General features: G+C 61.3%; 11 protein-coding genes. 6 read left to right on the top strand and 5 right to left on the bottom strand.

Annotation, left to right across the window (positions count from 1 at the left end; genetic code table 11):
* Positions 1-107: 107 nt before the first annotated feature.
* The gene (locus tag ACMXYH_RS24470) at positions 108-1,001 is read left to right on the top strand and encodes a DMT family transporter (RefSeq protein ID WP_415765220.1); all 894 of its coding nucleotides are present in this window, start codon (positions 108-110) and stop codon (positions 999-1,001) included.
* On the opposite strand, the gene ACMXYH_RS24475 is transcribed toward ACMXYH_RS24470, so the two are convergent.
* From ACMXYH_RS24475 to recQ, 4 genes are all read right to left on the bottom strand, one after another.
* A complete protein-coding gene (locus ACMXYH_RS24475) occupies positions 995-1,282 on the bottom strand; it encodes a SelT/SelW/SelH family protein (RefSeq protein WP_076030130.1) in 288 nt (95 codons plus the stop codon). The two genes, ACMXYH_RS24470 and ACMXYH_RS24475, sit on opposite strands and share 7 nt — an antisense overlap.
* 32 nt (positions 1,283-1,314) lie before the next feature.
* Complete coding sequence (locus ACMXYH_RS24480; protein WP_415765221.1) at positions 1,315-3,105, bottom strand: FimV/HubP family polar landmark protein; 1,791 nt, start codon at positions 3,103-3,105, stop codon at positions 1,315-1,317.
* Between the two features lie 128 nt (positions 3,106-3,233).
* Complete coding sequence (locus tag ACMXYH_RS24485; RefSeq protein ID WP_129442102.1) at positions 3,234-3,668, bottom strand: MarR family transcriptional regulator; 435 nt, start codon at positions 3,666-3,668, stop codon at positions 3,234-3,236.
* A gap of 119 nt (positions 3,669-3,787) precedes the next feature.
* Positions 3,788-5,914: a DNA helicase RecQ gene (recQ, locus tag ACMXYH_RS24490; RefSeq protein WP_129442100.1), complete on the bottom strand. Its 2,127-nt coding sequence runs from the start codon at positions 5,912-5,914 to the stop codon at positions 3,788-3,790.
* A gap of 413 nt (positions 5,915-6,327) precedes the next feature.
* Between recQ and ACMXYH_RS24495 the strand changes: the two genes are divergently transcribed.
* From ACMXYH_RS24495 to ACMXYH_RS24515, 5 genes are all read left to right on the top strand, one after another.
* Positions 6,328-6,915, top strand: coding sequence for a YecA family protein (locus tag ACMXYH_RS24495; protein WP_008156162.1), 588 nt, complete (start codon positions 6,328-6,330; stop codon positions 6,913-6,915).
* A gap of 10 nt (positions 6,916-6,925) precedes the next feature.
* The gene (locus ACMXYH_RS24500; protein ID WP_129442098.1) at positions 6,926-7,321 is read left to right on the top strand and encodes a YbaN family protein; all 396 of its coding nucleotides are present in this window, start codon (positions 6,926-6,928) and stop codon (positions 7,319-7,321) included.
* A 231-nt stretch (positions 7,322-7,552) separates the two neighbouring features.
* Positions 7,553-8,269, top strand: a complete 717-nt coding sequence (gene lapG / locus ACMXYH_RS24505; protein WP_129442096.1) for a cysteine protease LapG — start codon at positions 7,553-7,555, stop codon at positions 8,267-8,269.
* A 22-nt stretch (positions 8,270-8,291) separates the two neighbouring features.
* The gene (gene lapD, locus ACMXYH_RS24510; RefSeq protein ID WP_415765222.1) at positions 8,292-10,232 is read left to right on the top strand and encodes a cyclic di-GMP receptor LapD; all 1,941 of its coding nucleotides are present in this window, start codon (positions 8,292-8,294) and stop codon (positions 10,230-10,232) included.
* Positions 10,233-10,952: 720 nt separating this feature from the next.
* Positions 10,953-11,312: a DUF6124 family protein gene (locus ACMXYH_RS24515; RefSeq protein WP_415765223.1), complete on the top strand. Its 360-nt coding sequence runs from the start codon at positions 10,953-10,955 to the stop codon at positions 11,310-11,312.
* A 171-nt stretch (positions 11,313-11,483) separates the two neighbouring features.
* Here ACMXYH_RS24515 and ACMXYH_RS24520 read toward each other — a convergent pair whose 3' ends face one another.
* The gene (locus ACMXYH_RS24520; RefSeq protein ID WP_415765224.1) at positions 11,484-17,348 is read right to left on the bottom strand and encodes a retention module-containing protein; all 5,865 of its coding nucleotides are present in this window, start codon (positions 17,346-17,348) and stop codon (positions 11,484-11,486) included.
* Positions 17,349-17,649 lie beyond the last annotated feature (301 nt).

Genomic DNA, 17,649 nt, shown 5'->3' on the forward strand with positions numbered 1-17,649 from the left:
TGAGCCCCCTGTGAAAGCTTAGTGGGCGATCACGGGCGGCGGCGGGGGTAGCCATTTCATTAGTGGCCGGCGGTGTCTGTTGGCCCGGTTCAATATCAAGGATTGCAATGACTCCCCGTACCGCCCTTGGCGCCCTGCATATCGGCGCACTGATGTTCGGCTTGACCGGTGTGTTCGGCAAACTTGCTGCGGCTTCCCCCGCCATTATCGTTTTTGGTCGTGCCGCGTTCGCCGTGCTGGCGTTAGCCGTTTTTGCGCGGTTCGCCAGTACTACTCGCTGGCAGAAACTCGAGGCTGTGGACTGGCGCCGACTGTTGCTCAGCGGCTTACTGCTGGCCGGACACTGGGTGAGTTTTTTCATTGCAGTGAAGGTCGCAGGCGTGGCAATCGCGACCCTGGGTTTCGCCAGCTTCCCGGCGTTTACCGTGATCCTTGAAGGGTTGATTTTCCGCGAGCGAATTCGCGCCAACGAAATCCTGCTGGTGGTGCTGGTCAGTGTCGGGCTGGTGCTCGTCACCCCTGATTTCGATCTGGCCAGCGGCGCCACAATTGGTCTGCTGTGGGCGGTGGGTTCAGGCTTGCTGTTCTCTCTGCTATCGCTGACCAACCGCGCCAGCTCCGGGCGAATCCCGGCGGTGCAGGCTGCGCTGTGTCAGAACGTGGTGGTCGCGTTGTGCCTGTTGCCGGTGGCGGCACCGCAGTTGAGCGAAGTGCGCGCCATCGACTGGTTGTGGATCGGTCTGCTAGGGGTGTTCTGCACTGGCGTCGCTCACAGTCTTTTTGTCGCCAGCCTGGCAGTGATCAAGGCGCGGACCGCGGCTGTGGTGTTCGCCCTGGAGCCGGTTTACGGCATCACTGTGGCCTGGCTGCTGTTTGATGAAAACCCGACACTGCGCATGCTGATCGGTGGCGCGCTGATCATCGTGGCGATCGTGGTCTCCAGCCGACTCTCGGGCGGTTCAAGCAAGAAGACCGTTGCGGCAGAAGCCGCCTCTCACTGAGTGCGGTCGTTGTGCCCCAGGTCGCGGTCCGGATCAATTTGATCGCGGACCCGCTGCTTCAGCACTTTGGCCTCCGGGAAACCGCCATCGACCTTGCGCTCCCAGATCTGCACATCGTCACAGAAAATGTGAAATACCCCACCGGTGCCGGGCACCAGCGACACTTTGCCCAGATCGTCACCGAAGGTGCTGAGCAGCTCCTGGGCCAGCCAGGCAGCACGCAACAGCCACTGGCATTGCGTGCAATACGTGATGATGATTTCCGGTTTGCGTGCAGTCATGATCGGCGAAACTCCTGAGCCAGAGGGCGCCGCTATGATAGCCCGGCGAGCAGGTTCCGGGCGGTCTGCTTAAGCGGCTCGTTACCTTCCTTGAGCAACTCGTTAAGCAGTTCGATGGCGCAGTCCAGATCGCCGTCATCAATGCAGGTCTGGGCTTGTTCCAGTTTATCGGCGCTGCTCGGCTCGGCCGGTTCCAGGTTCAGCGGTTCCAGTTCCAGCGACTGGCCGGGGTCGCCGAACTCGTTGAGAAAGGTGTCATCCAGAGACTGCGAATCAGGCTCGGCGACCCATTCAAGTTCGGGCTCGTCCAGCGTCGAGTCGTCGGGCATTTCAAACACCTCGGGCAAGACGTGCAGGTTCGAGACAAACGGCGGCTCGACCGACGCGGATTCGCTCGATGGCTTCGCGGCGGAAGGCGAGTCCTCAAAAGGGCTGATCAAGTCCCAACTCGAATCCATCGACAGGTCATCCAGGTTCAACTGGAACTCATCGTTGGGTGCTGCTTCGGCAATCGCAACCTTGGGGGGAATGATTGAAGCTGCGACGGTCAACGCTACCGCACTGCTCAATTTCGGGTGTCGGGCGCGAATATTCTTAAGTTCTTGCAGGTCGTATCCGGCGTCACGCAGGTTGTTTTCCTGTGCTTCATAGGCGGGTACGTCACCCTGTTTACCCAAGACTTCCAACAGCTGAACGGCTAGATCCGTGCGTTGCGGCGCCTTGATCAGCGCCTCTCGCAACAAACCGGCCGCTTCGGAAAAACGGCCATACGCCAGATAGATTCCGACCCCTTCGAGTACATCGCCTGCGGGCGTCTCTTCACCCGATTCAGTTGCCGGTTGCAACTCTGAAGATTGGGCAACCGGTTCTGCCGTGCGATTGAGCACCGGTTCATGCGGTGATGGCAAAACAGGTAAAGCGTCGGGCAACGCCTGAACCTGTTGTCGTTGACGCCGAACGAACAACCCCAGCAACACCAGAGCCACCACCGCCAGTAACCCGACAATCAGCCCCCAGTTGGTAGCCTCAGGCTCTTCAACAATGGCCGGCGCGGGAGCCACAACGACGGGTGCAACCGGCTCTGCCGCTGCGGTATTGATTTCCGCCAATTGGGTTTGCAGTTCAGTCACCTGCTTTTTCTGACCGGCGACCTGCTCCTCCTGGGCCTGAAGCTTCGCAGTCAATTCATCGATGGTTGCTTGCAGCTGCTGGTTTTGCAGCACGCTGGCGGCCAGTTGTTCGGCAACGGGATCACTCACAGGCGCTGCGGCAGGTTGATCGACGCGAGGAGCCGGGGGCTTTTTGCCCTTCGCCGCAGGTGGCTGCGCAACGGCCGGCTCAACCGTCGGGAATCCAGAGGACTGAACGTCGGTCAACGGTTCGTCAGTGACGGGAACAATCCCCGGCGAACCCGGCGGATCGATCAGGACCGTGTACTCGCGCAGCACACGCCCGTTGGGCTGATTGAGCTGCACCAGGAAATTCAGGAAAGGTTCAGTGACCGGTTTGCTGGAGCTCACCCGGATCAGGCTGCGGTTGCCGCGCAGGATCGGCGTGAATTTCAGATTATTGAGGAAGAACACCCGATCGATGCCGGCGCGGCTGAACTCGTCCGCTGTCGCGAGGCTGACCGAGAGCTCACCCTCCTCCAGACCTGCGGCATCTTCCAGTGCGATGTCGGCGCGAAACGGCTGATTCAGCGCCGAATGCAGGGTTATATCACCCAAGCCCAACGCGGGCGCCAATGCCGAGTAAGTGACAGCACCACCGACCAGAAGCAGCCTGGCGCAACACCGCAAAACCATGTGCCAACTCTCGAGCATGAGCATCCCTTAGATAACCAGAACCATCTTGTACGCGTTCGCACATCCGGTACGAACACGATATTGCCAAGTAGTTCTTTATAGTCTGCCCAACGGGGTATCTCAAAAGTCCTGGGTGCGTTTATGCCTCAAGACTTTTCCAGGTTCGCCAGAATGTGCCCGTGGACACGCATGCAGACCTTCAAGTCCGCCTCATCGACGCCGTCGAACAATTCGTGGCGCAGTTGGGTGGCAATGGTTTCAATTTGTTCGATCAAGGGAAGGGCCGGGGCACAGAGGACGATTTTCTTCGCCCGGCGGTCTTCCAGCACCGATTGACGTTGCACCAGTCCCTGGTTTTCGAGGCTGTCGAGCAGACGAGCCAGGGTCGGCCCTTCAACGCCGACGCTTTGCGCCAGTTCACGCTGGGTCGGGGCATCGTCAAAACGCGCCAGGTGCAGCAGCACCAGCCAGCGCGCCTGGGACAGTCCCAGGCCAGCCAGACGGCGGTCCAGTTCGGCACGCCAGCCGCGCGACATCTGGGCCAGTTGCATGCCAAAACGGTGTTGGTCGGTTAACGGCATAAAACACTCATGATTAGACTGAAATAAAGAAAAACTAATTATTAGTCAGCTAAGCATGACCCTTGGCTGGAGGCAAGGCTTGCTCTGTACTGAATCGTTACATCTATGTGGCAGGTCACCTAAATCTCGAATTCGGATTGCAGCGCCGCCCGAACACAGTACAAAACCCCTTCCGGCACTCTCCCGGCGAACAGTGCGGCAATCTCCGACACGGGCGGCAATTCGCCCTCGCCGTCGAGGAACGCGTCCTGGATTTCGCCCATCAACTCTTCGGGCAGATCCAGCGCTTGCTCCAGCGACAACTGCTGCTTGCCAATCGCTTCGGCGAGCAGGGTGTAGACGTTCTTTTCCGAGCATTGCAGCTGACCGGCGATCTGCAACGGTGTCATGCCGGCGCGAGCCAGGGTGATCAGTTCGTGGCGCAGGTCGGCCACCACTTTCGGCGCCTCGACTTGCCCGCCGAGGACTTCGAGGAAGGCCTCGCCGTAACGCTCCAGCTTGCGCGCGCCAACGCCGCTGACCGTGGCCATTTCCGACAGCGAGGTCGGCTGGCTGCGGAGCATTTCCAGCAGTGTCGAGTCGGGGAAGATGACGTACGGCGGCACACCATGCTCTTCGGCGAGTTTGCGACGCAGGGCGCGCAAGGCTTCCCACTGTTCGCGCTCTTCGCCGCGAACCAGCTGGCTCGCCTGGCTCTTGCTGCTTTTGGCCGTGGTTTGCGGCTTGAGGTCGCGACGCAGCTCCAGGGTCACTTCGCCCTTGAGCAGCGGACGACAGGTGTCACTCAGACGCAGGCCGCCGTAGCCTTCCAGGTCGATGTCCGCCAGACCGCGGGCAACCAGCTGACGGAACAAAGAGCGCCATTCGCTCTCGCCCATTGCTTTGCCAACGCCATACACCGACAGATGTTGATGGCCGAAGCTGCGAACCTTTTCGTTGTCCTTGCCCAGCAATACATCGACCAAATGCCCGACACCGTAGCGCTGGCCGGTGCGGTAGATCGCCGAAAGCGCCTGACGGGCCGGCTCGGTGGCGTCCCAGGTCTGCACGCCATCGACGCAGTTGTCGCAATGGCCGCACGGCTCAGGCATGTCTTCGTCGAAATAGGCCAGCAGCGTCTGGCGACGGCAGCGGGTTTCTTCGCAGAGCGAGAGCATGGCGTCGAGCTTGTGCTGCTCCAGACGTTTGTGGCGCTCGTCGCCCTCGGAGTTCTGCAACATCTGCTTGAGCATCACCACGTCTTGCAGGCCGTAAGCCATCCAGGCGTCTGCCGGCAGACCGTCACGGCCGCCGCGACCGGTTTCCTGGTAGTAAGCCTCAAGGGATTTTGGCAAATCGAGGTGAGCGACAAAGCGCACGTTGGGCTTGTCGATGCCCATGCCGAACGCCACGGTGGCGACCATGATCAGGCCTTCCTCATTAAGGAAGCGCTTCTGGTGGTGAGCCCGGGTATCGTTGGGCAGGCCGGCGTGGTACGGCAGTGCCGGGAAGCCTTGCTCGCTGAGGAACACCGCCACTTCGTCGACTTTCTTGCGCGACAGGCAATAGACAATGCCGGCATCGCTGCGCCGTTCGGCGAGGAACGCCAGCAACTGCTTGCGCGGCTGCTCTTTGGGCACGATGCGATAGAAAATGTTGGGACGGTCGAAACTCGACAGAAAGCGCTCGGCATCCTGAAGATGAAGGCGGTCGACGATTTCTTCCCGGGTACGCTTGTCGGCGGTGGCGGTCAGGGCGATACGCGGGACGTTGGGGAACAGTTCCGCCAACTGGCCCAATTGCAGGTATTCGCGGCGGAAGTCGTGGCCCCATTGGGACACGCAGTGGGCTTCATCGATGGCGAACAGGGCAATTTCAAGACTTTGCAGGAAAGCCAGCATCCGTGGCTGAACCAGACGCTCGGGCGCGAGATAAAGCATTTTCACTTCACCGCGCTTGATCCGTGCCGCCAGATCGCGCTGCTGCTCGGCGCTTAGCGTGGAATTCAATGCCGCCGCCGCGACGCCCAGCTCTTCGAGGGTGGCGACCTGGTCATCCATCAGTGCGATCAGCGGCGACACCACCACCGCCAGGCCTTCGCGCAACAGCGCCGGCACCTGGAAGCACAAGGACTTGCCGCCACCGGTAGGCATCAGCACCAGGGCGTCGCCGCCACTGGCCACGCGCTCAATGATTGCACCCTGACGGCCACGGAAACTGTCGTAGCCGAAGATGTCCTTGAGGACGCGTTGAGCCTGTTCGAGCATAGAAACTCCAAAAATCACAAAAACATCCCTGCAAGGCTGGTTCAGAACCACGAAGGCTGCACCGACAAATCGTAAGTGCGCATTGCATGACGCTTCACATTCCAGCCGCGACGCCGGCAGGGCATCACAAAACGCGCGAGTATACCCGAGCGATGTCCGGCAAAGGGTGCCACTGAGAAGACATACGAAAGTCAATCTGGCGCAATCCCTGTGGGAGCGGGCTTGCTCGCGAAGGCGGCTTAACGTTCAACATTTGCGTTGACTGAAACACCGCTTTCGCGAGCAAGCCCGCTCCCACAGGGATTGCGGTGTTTCGCGGGGCCGCGATGGGGCAAATATGCCGCGCGGCTGGCCCAAGCGCTCAAGAAGGCCTAGAATTCCCGCATCTGTTTAATTCCCAAGGTAGCCCTTTAATGTCCTTCGCTGAGCAACTAACCCGCCTGCAAGTCTTCCTCGACGCCGACGAACTGCATGACGAGGCGCTGGACTACGTGGCCGCCCACGGCTACCTCACTGCGCTGTCGATCTGTTCCGAAACCGTTCCCGACCGTGAATGGATCGACGCCCTCTTCGCCGAAGAGCCGCATTACGCCGACGACACCGAGCGTGAAGCGATCGAATCCACCCTGTTGGCCCTCAAGGCTCACATCGCTCGCCAACTGGCATCCGATGAAGAGTTCGAGCTGCCCTGCGACCTGGACCTGGGCGAAGAGCCGGATGACTCCGACCTGCGCGGCTGGTGCATCGGTTTCATGGAAGGCGTGTTCCTGCGCGAAGCGGCCTGGTTCGAAACCGCCGAAGACGAAGTCAGCGAAATGCTGCTGCCGATCATGGTCGGTTCGGGTCTGTTCGACGAACAGCCTGAGTTCGAAGACATCGCCAAAGACGCCAACCTGATGGACGACATGATCGTGCAGATCCCGGAAGCCCTGACCGCGCTGTACCTGCTATGCCAGGCGCCAGACGAAAAACCGGCGATCCTCAAGCCTCGTCACCACTAAGGTTTTGCCTATGGACAACCCCATAGGCAACCGCTCCCTGATGTTGCGTTACGTGCTGCTGGCCATTGGCTGGCTGAGCGTAGCGCTGGGGGTGATCGGGATTTTCCTGCCAGTGTTACCCACCACGCCCTTCCTGCTGCTGGCGGCCGCCTGCTTCGCCCGCAGTTCGCCGCGTTTCTATCATTGGCTGGTTGAACATCCGCGGCTTGGGCCGTGGGTTCGCGATTACCTGAGCGGCAACGGCATCCCGCTCAAAGGCAAGGTCTACGCCATCGGCCTGATGTGGGCGAGCATCCTGCTCTCCTGCTATCTGGTGCCCCTGCCGTGGGCGCGGGGGTTCATGCTGACCAGCGCCGTTCTGGTGACCGTCTACATCCTCAAACAGAAAACCCTGCACAAATCCTGAATTCACCACGCTCCCTGTAGCAGCTGCCGAAGGCTGCGTTCGGCTGCGAAGCAGTCGTGAAATCAGGCAACGCGGTCTTCCAGTTAAACCCGGGATTCAGGATTTACGACTGCTTCGCAGCCGAACGCAGGCTCCGCCAGCTGCTACAAGTCCGCGTACCAACCGACGATTTGTCCTGCCTCCCCAAAAACACCGCCTAGACTTCAGGCATCTGCACCCGAGCGGCCAGACATGTCCCGCAGTCCGCGTAGTCCGCGTAGTCCCGGATGGTCAACGCTCCGACTTCGGCTCGGCGGATGGCTGTTGCTGATCACTTTTCTGTTGGCCGGGCTGGGCAGTGTCTGGGCCAACTGGAGTTTTACGCAGATTCTGCATACCGCCGAAGATCGCTACGGCACCCTCGGCCCGGGACGGGGAAGGATCGAGGCCTGGAGTCAGATGCTGCAAAGCGAAGTCAACGCGCCCGAGCGCGAGCAACTGAACGCGGTCAATCGCTTCTTCAATCAGCAACTGAGCTTTCTGGACGACACCCGCATCTGGCATCAGACCGATTACTGGGCCACGCCCGTCGAATCCCTGATCAAGGGTTCCGCTGATTGCGAGGACTACGCACTGGCGAAATATTTCAGCCTGCGCTACCTGGGGATTCCCAGCGAAAAACTACGCATCACCTACGTCAAAGCCCTGACCCAGAACCAGGCGCACATGGTGCTGACTTTCTACAACAGCCCCACGGCCGATCCGCTGGTGCTGGACAACTTGATCGGCGAGGTCCGCCCCGCCTCCCAACGCAAAGACTTGCTGCCGGTGTACGCCTTCAACGCAGAAGGCCTGTACTTGCCGGGAGCCAATGGCGGCAAACGCAGCAGCGACTCGAAAAAACTGTCGCGCTGGCAGGACGTACTAAAAAAGATGCAGGCCGAAGGGTTCGCCGTGGGCGACGGCTAGCCACCTGAGCAAGGAGCGATTTATGTCACTGCGTAAACAGTTGTTTCTCGCCATCTGCCTGTTCTTGCTGGTGGCGTTCAGCGGCAGTTTTTTTGTCAGCCTGGAAAGCTCTCGCGACCAGATGCTCGGCCAGTTGCGCTCCCACGCCCAGGACGCCGCCACCGCGTTGGGTTTGTCGTTGACGGCGCAAATCGATGACCCGGCCATGATCGAATTGATGGTCAGCTCGATTTTCGACAGCGGTTATTTCAGCAGCATTCGAATCATCAACATCGAGGATGCGCAGGTGCTGGTGGAGCGCAGTGCGCCGGGGCAAATCGAGGGCGTTCCCGCCTGGTTTGTGAACCTGGTCAACCTGCACCCACCCGGTGGCGAAGCGCTGATCATGCGCGGCTGGGCACAGGCGGCACGGGTCGAAGTGTTGAGCAATCCGCAGTTCGCCCTGGCCAAACTCTGGGACAGCACCCTCGGCAGCCTGATCTGGTTACTTGTGTGCGGCCTGCTCAGTGCCGTGTTTGGTGGCTGGTTGCTGCGCCGGCAATTTCGTCCACTCGACACGATGGTCAAACAAGCCGAAGCCATCAGCAAACGCGAGTTCCTCAGCCTGCCGAAACTGCCGCGCACACCGGAGTTGAAACGCGTGGTATTGGCCATGAACCAGATGGTCGAGAAGCTCAAGGCGCTGTTCGCCGAAGAGGTCGCACGCAGTGAAAAACTGCGGGTCGAGTCCTATCAGGACAACCTTACAGGCCTGGCCAATCGACGCTTGCTGGATGAAGAGTTGGCCGACGAGTTGCTGGTCTCCGAGCAGAGCAGCGACGGCCATTTGCTGATGCTGCGGATCAACGATCTGGTCGGTCTCAACCAACGCTTGGGTGGCCAGCGCACCGATGCGCTGATCAGCGCCGTCGGTGAATTACTCAAGCGCCTGACCCAGCCACCGGAACGTCGCACCTGGCTTGCAGCGCGCAATCGTGGCGGTGAATTCAGCCTGCTGACGCCAGGCCTGGACAGCACCGACGCCGCACGCCTGGCCTGCGAAATCAGCGCCACCCTGGAAAACCTGCGCCTGACCGGCGCCAGTGACTCGATGCCGGTGGCGCATTTGGGGATCGTCCCTTACCACCCCGGAGAGCCGGCCAGTGACGTGCTGCTGCGACTGGATCAGGCGTTGACCGAAGCCCGGCAACATCCCGAGCGCCCGTGGGTTCACTTGGCCGATTCCATCACCGAGCCGAACCCGTCCCCAAACGACTGGCAAACCTGGATCGACGACGCCCTGACCCACGGCAAGATGCAACTGTATTTCCAGCCGGTGGTGCAATGCGCCGACACCAGCCAGGTGCTGCATCACAAAGTCCTCGCGCGCCTGATCGACCCTCAGGGCGAGGCGATAGCCGCCGGGCATTTCCTGCCGTGGATCGAGCGTCTCGGCTGGTCGGCGCGGTTCGACCTGGCGATGCTCGAAGCGACCCTCGACTACCTCATCGTCAATCGTTGGCCCCTGGCGTTAAGCCTGTCCGGCAGCACCCTGCGCGATCCAGCGCAACTGCAACACATCCTCGACATGCTCGAATCGCTGCCCGAACTCGCGCCGTTGCTGATTCTGGAAATCGACGAACGCCAACTGCCACCTCAGGAAGAACTGCAACACCTGAGCCACAGCCTGCTCAACACCGGTTACCGCATCGGTCTGCAGCATTTCGGCGGCAGCTTCGGCCAGATCGGCAACCTGACTCAACTGGGGCTGGCCTATTTGAAAATCGACGGTGCGTACATCCGTCACATTGATGAGCAGAGTGATAAACGGTTGTTCATCGAGGCGATTTTTCGAGCGACTAACAGCATTGATTTGCCGTTGATTGCGGAGATGGTGGAGACCAAAGGGGAGCTGGAGGTGATCCGGGAGTTGGGATTGTTTGGGGTGATGGGCCGGTTGATTGGGCCGCCGGAGCCTATGTAAGGGGGGCGACCGCTCGTCTTAAACCTGTGTGTACCTGTCAAATATGACAGTAGGCAAACACTCACGCCGACTATCTAATCCGTCCCTATCGGTGCCGCTCATTCGGGAAGCCGGGCGCCTCTATGGAAGGTACGTACTCATGAACAGCCCTGTGACAAACGCTGCCCCCGCGTCCAGTGGACAAGTCGTTGTATTTCCGCCCGATCGCGGCATCGGCGTTCTGGCAGTCGTCCCTCCCTACCAAAAGGATAAGGGGACGGATCTATTTAATATTGAGCGTTTAAAAAGATCGCAGCCTGCGACAGCTCATACAGCGGATTGCATTTGATCCTGCTGGAGTTGCCGGGGGCTGTGATCTTTTGCTTTTAAACTATGGCGTTTAAAAACACTTCCGGACACGCCTCCCAGGCTACACATCCTTGCGCCATTGCCTACAGCTACGCCAGAATCCGCCGGCTTGTGCGCCTTGGGGGTGGGTTCTATTGTGGTCCGGTCGCTGACGAATCAGCGATCGGGTTTGGTAGCCCGGCTTAGACTTGGCGCATAGCGTCACCCGATACAGGCCCTTCCGGGGCTGTGTATTTATGGTGGTCATGCGCAGGGCGTCTTCGGGCGCGCCGGTTTTCCAAGTCACCGGTCTACCAACCTTCGTATGGCCACCACCCCTTCGTTTGGTAGCGAAAGATGATGGCTCCTTTTCTATGATTTGGAGATTCATCCATGTTCAAACCCACACCCAACCCGCCCGAAACCGCTCCCACCTCCCCCTACGAATCCCTCGATTCGAAAAAACTCCACGAAGCCGCTGACCGCGCGCTCGACCACTACCTCTGCCCGCCCGGCTCCACGCCGCCCCCACGTAAAACCCGCGGGATGTATGCCGTGACCGCGGACACAAAAAACGAGGAACTGTTGACCGATGCCTGCGAAACACTCGCTTCGGCAAAGACCATCGCCCAGGACTTCGCCGGCCAGTTGCCGGGGCCGCAGCGCCGGACGGTGTTGGGGATCGTGCAGTTGATCATGCTGGGAGAGCTGGCGGTAAATCGAGTGCTGGATAATCTGGAGTTGCCGGGCTGACCAAGACCTGAGGAACACTTACTGATTGATTCGGTGGCCATTCTGGCCCCTTCGCGAGCAAGCCCGCAAAGGCTGACTCACCGACAACACATCTCTTCAGACAGAAAAAACCCGCCGCACCGTTTGATCGGGCGGCGGGTTTTGTCGTTTCAGGCTCGAATCAAAAGCCGATCAAACCGTATCCACCTTCAACGAATGATCATTCAACATGCCATTGATGATGGTCGCCGTATCGTGCCCACCAGCAATCACCCCACCCGCCCCCGGCGTCACGCCGTAATGGCTGGCCAAGTTCACACCCGCCAGGTCGATGGTCTGGTTCGGCGCGGCGCCAGCCATGGCGCTGACGTCGATGCTGGTGACCAGTGAATCTCCACTGCCGGTGACTTTGAAGTGCAGGTAGTCATCCAGCGACGCCGCGGTGCTGTTTTCCCCTTGCAGCAGTTGCGACAGGTCGAGTTTGTCGATGCCCGGCGTGAAGTCGGTGACCACGTCGTGGCCGCTGTTGCCTTTGAGCCACTGGAAGGTGTCGGCGCCGCTGCCGCCGGTGAAGCTATTGTTGCCCAGACCGCCAATCAGGAAGTCGTCGCCGCCCCCACCGTTGAGCATGTCGTTACCCAGGCCGCCGTTGATGATGTTGCTGTGGTTGTCGCCGGTGAGGGCGTCGTTGAAGTTGGAACCGGTGAGGTTTTCGATCGCGGTCAGAGTGTCGGTGCCGGCGCCCACGGTGTTCTGCGCACCGAGCACGCCCAGATTGACCGTGACCCCGGCGGTGGCGTGGGCATAGCTCGCGGTGTCGACGCCGGTGCCACCGTCGAGCAGGTCGTTGCCCGCTCCGCTGTACAGCAAGTCATTGCCGGCGCCGCCGTGCATTTCGTTGTTGCCGGAACCGGCGGTGAGCACGTCGTTGCCGTCGCCGGCATTGATCACGTTGTTACCGGCGCCCGCCACCAGTACATCATCGCCCGCCGTGCCGGTGAGGGTGTGGCCGTCCTGATAGGTGATGGTCACGGCGGCGTTGTCGCTGCCGCCATGGTTGTCGTTGGCGGCGTAGGTGCCGTGGGCATCTGGCGTGATGTCGTGGGCACCGGCGTAGTTGACGGTCATGGTCAGCTGGTAGTTTTCCGCCCCCTTCCCGCTGTTGCCCGGACCACCGTTGTCGATGTTGGTGATGTGGATCTGGTAGGTGCTGTCCGACGTTGCGGTGAGGGTTTGCCCGTCCCCGAGGGCGATCCATGCGCCGCCGTTGATTGAGTACTCCATGGCGACATGACCGGCCGCCAGATTGTGATCCAGGTTGAGGGTTTCACCCTGTTTGAGGTCGACGGTGATGCGGTCCTCATCGTGGGGGTTGTTGACCGCTCCCAGCGCCCCGCTGACTACCAACACCGCCGTCATGGCTGTCGTGTTGGCGACGAATGCACTGCGGGCGAGGGTCACCGCCTGCGCGTTACCGCCGGTGAAGCTGAAGTTTTGATTGGTGCCGGTGAAGTCCGCGCCTTTGGCAATCCAACCGGTGCTGATGGTGGTCGGCGAAGCAGTCAGCGGATCGCCATTCGGATCGGTGTCATTGGCCAGCAGCAACTCGCCCGGCACCACAATGCTGCCCGACAGCACGTTGGTGATGATGTGATCATCAACCGCCACCGGTGGCGCGTTCGCAATGACCGTCAACACCGAGCTGGCCTGGTCGTTGTCGCTGATGCAGCTATTGTTCACGTCGATGGTGATGGTGGTGGTCCTCTCGTCGCCATCGCCATCGCGCAAGGTGTAGGTGAACACGTCGGTCGCACCGGGACCGTTCACGGCGTCCGGGTTGCTGTGGTAGACGGCGTTGCCCGCGGCATCCAGCGTCAGGTAACCGTAGGTGCCATTGATCTGGCTGTTCAGGCCGCCGATGGCCGACGTCGAGGTGTCTGAACCGGCACGCACGCCGACCGCCCCAATCCCATCGGCATCGCTGAAGTCGTTCGCCAGCACGTTGCCACTGACGATGCCGCCCTCCGCTACCGAGGCCGCGTCGGGGTTGGCGGTCGGCAGGTCATCGACGATTTTGACCACGATGGTGCTGGTGGTTGAATGGCCCAGAGCGTCGGTGGCTTTGTAAGTGAAACTTTCGCTGAGGGTATTCGCGCCATCGTCGGCGTGCGGCGTGGTGCTTGGCGCCGACGTCAGCGTGTAGGTGTAGGTGCCGTCGGGATTGAGCAGGATTTGGCCGTAGGTGCCAGTGGCGCTGCCGACCAGTGTGTAAGTGATCGCACCGCTGGCACCGGTGACGGAGCCGACCAGGGTGCCACTGGCGGTTTCAGCCGTGAGACCCGGCTGACTCCCGGTGACTGTGCCGGGCGCCAGATCCTGGCCATCCTGGTTCAGGTCGAGGGCTTTTTCATAGACGGTCACGTCGCTGTCACTGACCGCTCGGATGCAGCTGTTGATCACGTCGATGGTGATGGTGGTGGTGCTTTGGTCACCGTCGGCATCGCGCACGGTGTAGGTGAACACGTCGGTCGCCCCGGGACCGCTCACGGCGTTCGGGTTGCTGTGGTACACGGCGTTGCCGTTGGCATCCAGCGTCAGGTAACCGTAGGTGCCATTGATCTGAGTGTTGAGGCCGCCAACGGCCGAGGTCGAGGTGTCTGAGCCGGCACGCACGCCGACCACCGCGCCCCCTGCGGCGAGGCCATCGGCGCCGCCGACGTCGTTCCACAACACGTTGCCACTGACGGTGCCGCCTTCGGCGACCGAAGTCTCGTCGGCATGGGCCGTCGGCAGGTCATCGACGATCTTGACCACGATGGTGCTGGAGGTGCTGTTGCCCAGGGCGTCGGTGGCTTGATAGGTGAAGGTTTCACTCAAGGTGTTGGCGCCGTCGTTCGCATGCGGCGTGGTGCTTGGCGGCGAGGTCAGGGTGTAGGTGTAGGAGCCATCGGGATTGAGCAGGATTTGGCCGTAGGTGCCGGTGGCGCTGCCGACCAAGGTGTAGGTGATCGCACCGACCGCGCCGCTGACCGAACCGACCAGCGTGCCACTGGCGGTTTCGCCCGTGTTGCCCGGCAGGCTCCCGGTAACGGTGCCGGGCGCCAGATCCTGGCCGTCCTGGTTCAGGTCGAGGGCTTTTTCATAGACGGTCACGTCGCTGTCACTGACCGCTCGGATGCAGCTGTTGATCACGTCGATGGTGATGGTGGTGGTGCTTTGGTCACCGTCGGCATCGCGCACGGTGTAGGTGAACACGTCGGTCGCCCCGGGACCGCTCACGGCGTTCGGGTTGCTGTGGTACACGGCGTTGCCGTTGGCATCCAGCGTCAGGTAACCGTAGGTGCCATTGATCTGAGTATTCAGGCCGCCAACGGCTGAGGTCGAAGTGTCGGAACCGGCACGCACGCCGACCACCGCGCCCCCTGCGGCGAGGCCATCGGCGCCGCCGACGTCGTTCCACAGCACGTTGCCACTGACGGTGCCGCCTTCGGCGACCGAAGTCTCGTCGGCATGGGCCGTCGGCAGGTCATCGACGATCTTGACCACGATGGTGCTGGTGGTGCTGTTGCCCAGGGCGTCGGTGGCTTGGTAGGTGAAACTTTCGCTGACGGTGTTCGGCCCGTCGTTGGCGTTCGGCGTGGTGCTTGGCGCCGACGTCAGGGTGTAGGTGTAGGAGCCATCAGGATTGAGCAGGATTTGCCCGTAAGTGCCAGTGGCGCTGCCGACCAGGGTGTAGGTGATCGCGCCGGTCGCGCCGCTGACCGAACCGACCAGGGTGCCACTGGCGGTTTCGCCCGTGTTGCCCGGCAGGCTCCCGGTAACGGTGCCGGGCGCCAGATCCTGGCCGTCCTGATTCAGGTCCAGGGCTTTTTCGTAGACGGTCACGTCGCTGTCACTGACCGCTCGGATGCAGCTGTTGATCACGTCGATGGTGATGGTGGTGGTGCTTTGGTCACCGTCGGCATCGCGCACGGTGTAGGTGAACACGTCGGTCGCCCCGGGACCGCTCACGGCGTTCGGGTTGCTGTGGTAGACCGCGTTGCCGTTGGCATCCAGCGTCAGGTAACCGTAGGTGCCATTGATCTGAGTATTCAGGCCGCCAACGGCCGAGGTCGAGGTGTCTGAACCGGCACGCACGCCGAGCACCGCGCCTCCTGCAGCGAGGCCATCGGCGCCGCCGACGTCGTTCCACAACACGTTGCCACTGACGGTGCCGCCTTCGGCGACCGAAGTCTCGTCGGCATGAGCAGTCGGCAGGTCATCGACGATCTTGACCACGATGGTGCTGGTGGTGCTGTTGCCCAGGGCGTCGGTGGCTTGGTAGGTGAAACTTTCGCTGACGGTGTTCGGCCCGTCGTTGGCGTTCGGCGTGGTGCTTGGCGCCGACGTCAGGGTGTAGGTGTAGGAGCCATCAGGATTGAGCAGGATTTGCCCGTAAGTGCCAGTGGCGCTGCCGACCAGGGTGTAGGTGATCGCGCCGGTCGCGCCGCTGACCGAACCGACCAGGGTGCCACTGGCGGTTTCGCCCGTGTTGCCCGGCAGGCTCCCGGTAACGGTGCCGGGCGCCAGATCCTGGCCGTCCTGGTTCAGGTCGAGGGCTTTTTCGTAGACGGTCACGTCGCTGTCGCTGACCGCTTGGATGCTGCTGTTGTGCACATCGATGGTGATGGTGGTGGTGCTTTGGTCACCGTCGGCATCGCGCACGGTGTAGGTGAACACGTCGGTCGCCCCGGGACCGCTCACGGCGTTCGGGTTGCTGTGGTAGACCGCGTTGCCGTTGGCGTCCAGCGTCAGGTAACCGTAGGTGCCATTGATCTGAGTGTTGAGGCCGCCAACGGCTGAGGTCGAGGTGTCTGAACCGGCACGCACGCCGACCACCGCGCCCCCTGCGGCGGGGCCATCGGCACCGGTGACATCGTTCCACAGCACGTTGCCGCTGACGATGCCGCCTTCGGCGACCGACGTCGTGTCGGCATGAGCGGTCGGCAGGTCATCGACGATGTTGACGTTGATTTGCCCGGTCGCCGTACTGCCGTCCGTATCGGTGGCGACGACGTCGAAATTCTCGGTGATGCTGTTGGCGCCGTCACCGGCCGGATGAGTTTCATTGTCGATGAGGGTGTAGCTGTAACTCACAACCCCCGTGGCCGGGTTGTAGCCGGTGACGGTCAGGGTGTTGCCCAACGGGGTGGTGATCGATTGCGGGAAGCCTGCGGCAACACCACCGCTGATCACGTTGATCCCTCCGATGCTCAGGCTGGTCAGCCCGTCAGGAGCAGACACGCTGAACGTGCCGGTCTTGGTCAGTGCCCCAGGGTTGGGGGCCGAACCGTCGGCCAGGTTGGCCTCATTGAGGGTCAGTTCGCCCCCTGCCACCGACAGGCCGGTGAGGGTCACCGGATTGTTCGGCACATCAGGAACAACCGGTGTTACAGGAACAACGCCTGAACCTCCTGATCCTCCTGATCCTTCTGAGCCACCTGCACCACCTGCACCACCTGAACCACCTGAACCACCTGCACCATTGTCGCCGTTGTCACCGTTGTCCGGGTTTCCGGCCAGCCGCTCCAGGGGAAACTCGGGAATGCCGTTGAAACCTGCGGTAGGAAAACCAATGGTCGGATCGACCCGCCCGCCCACCTCTTCAAGCATGACGAACGTGTGGCCGCCACCCAGTGCACCAGGTGCACCGGTCGAACCCGGTCCGGCCGCCGTGGCTTCAGCGGTCTGGGTCGGGTCGTCGCCGGCAACGATCGCTTTTTGCAGTTGCTCGACATCGGTCAGTTGCGCCTGAGTCGGCGTCACCGCTTCAGCGTTGTCTACATGGGGTGCCTGATGCGCAAGTAACTGGGGCGTCATCTCCATACTGCTGCCACGCCCAAGTGTCAGTTCCTGGCCATTCTGCAGATGAACCGCCACCGCGCCTTGGGCCCCGGTGACCAGTTGATCGCCGGCGAATAACCGGTCCCCCTCGACCAGCGCGCGTCGGGTGCCATCGCTCGCAACCGCGAACACCTGACCAATGACCTTACTGACAATACCGATGAGCGTAGCCATGTGCACTTCCTCCGCTGCCAACCGCTGTCGGCATCCTGTTTTTGCGAAGAACGTGCTCATGGCTCCAACGGGTTGCCTGGCGCAATCGCCTGCTGGCAGCGGTTACCTGAAGTAAGCCGCTGCCCTGGCGCCGTTCTCGCCAAGCGTGCCGCTCGCGGGCGACGTGTCTGCTGCGGGATAAAAACCCTCTGCAATCAATGGCATCGGGATCCACTTGCGCAACAAGTCACCCTTTGAGCGATGCGTAACGGTTTTGATCCACTAAGGTGACAAAAAACCGTCACCTCAAAACCGTCCGCTT

This window comes from Pseudomonas frigoris, from assembly GCF_047758635.1.
GTDB lineage: Bacteria > Pseudomonadota > Gammaproteobacteria > Pseudomonadales > Pseudomonadaceae > Aquipseudomonas > Aquipseudomonas frigoris.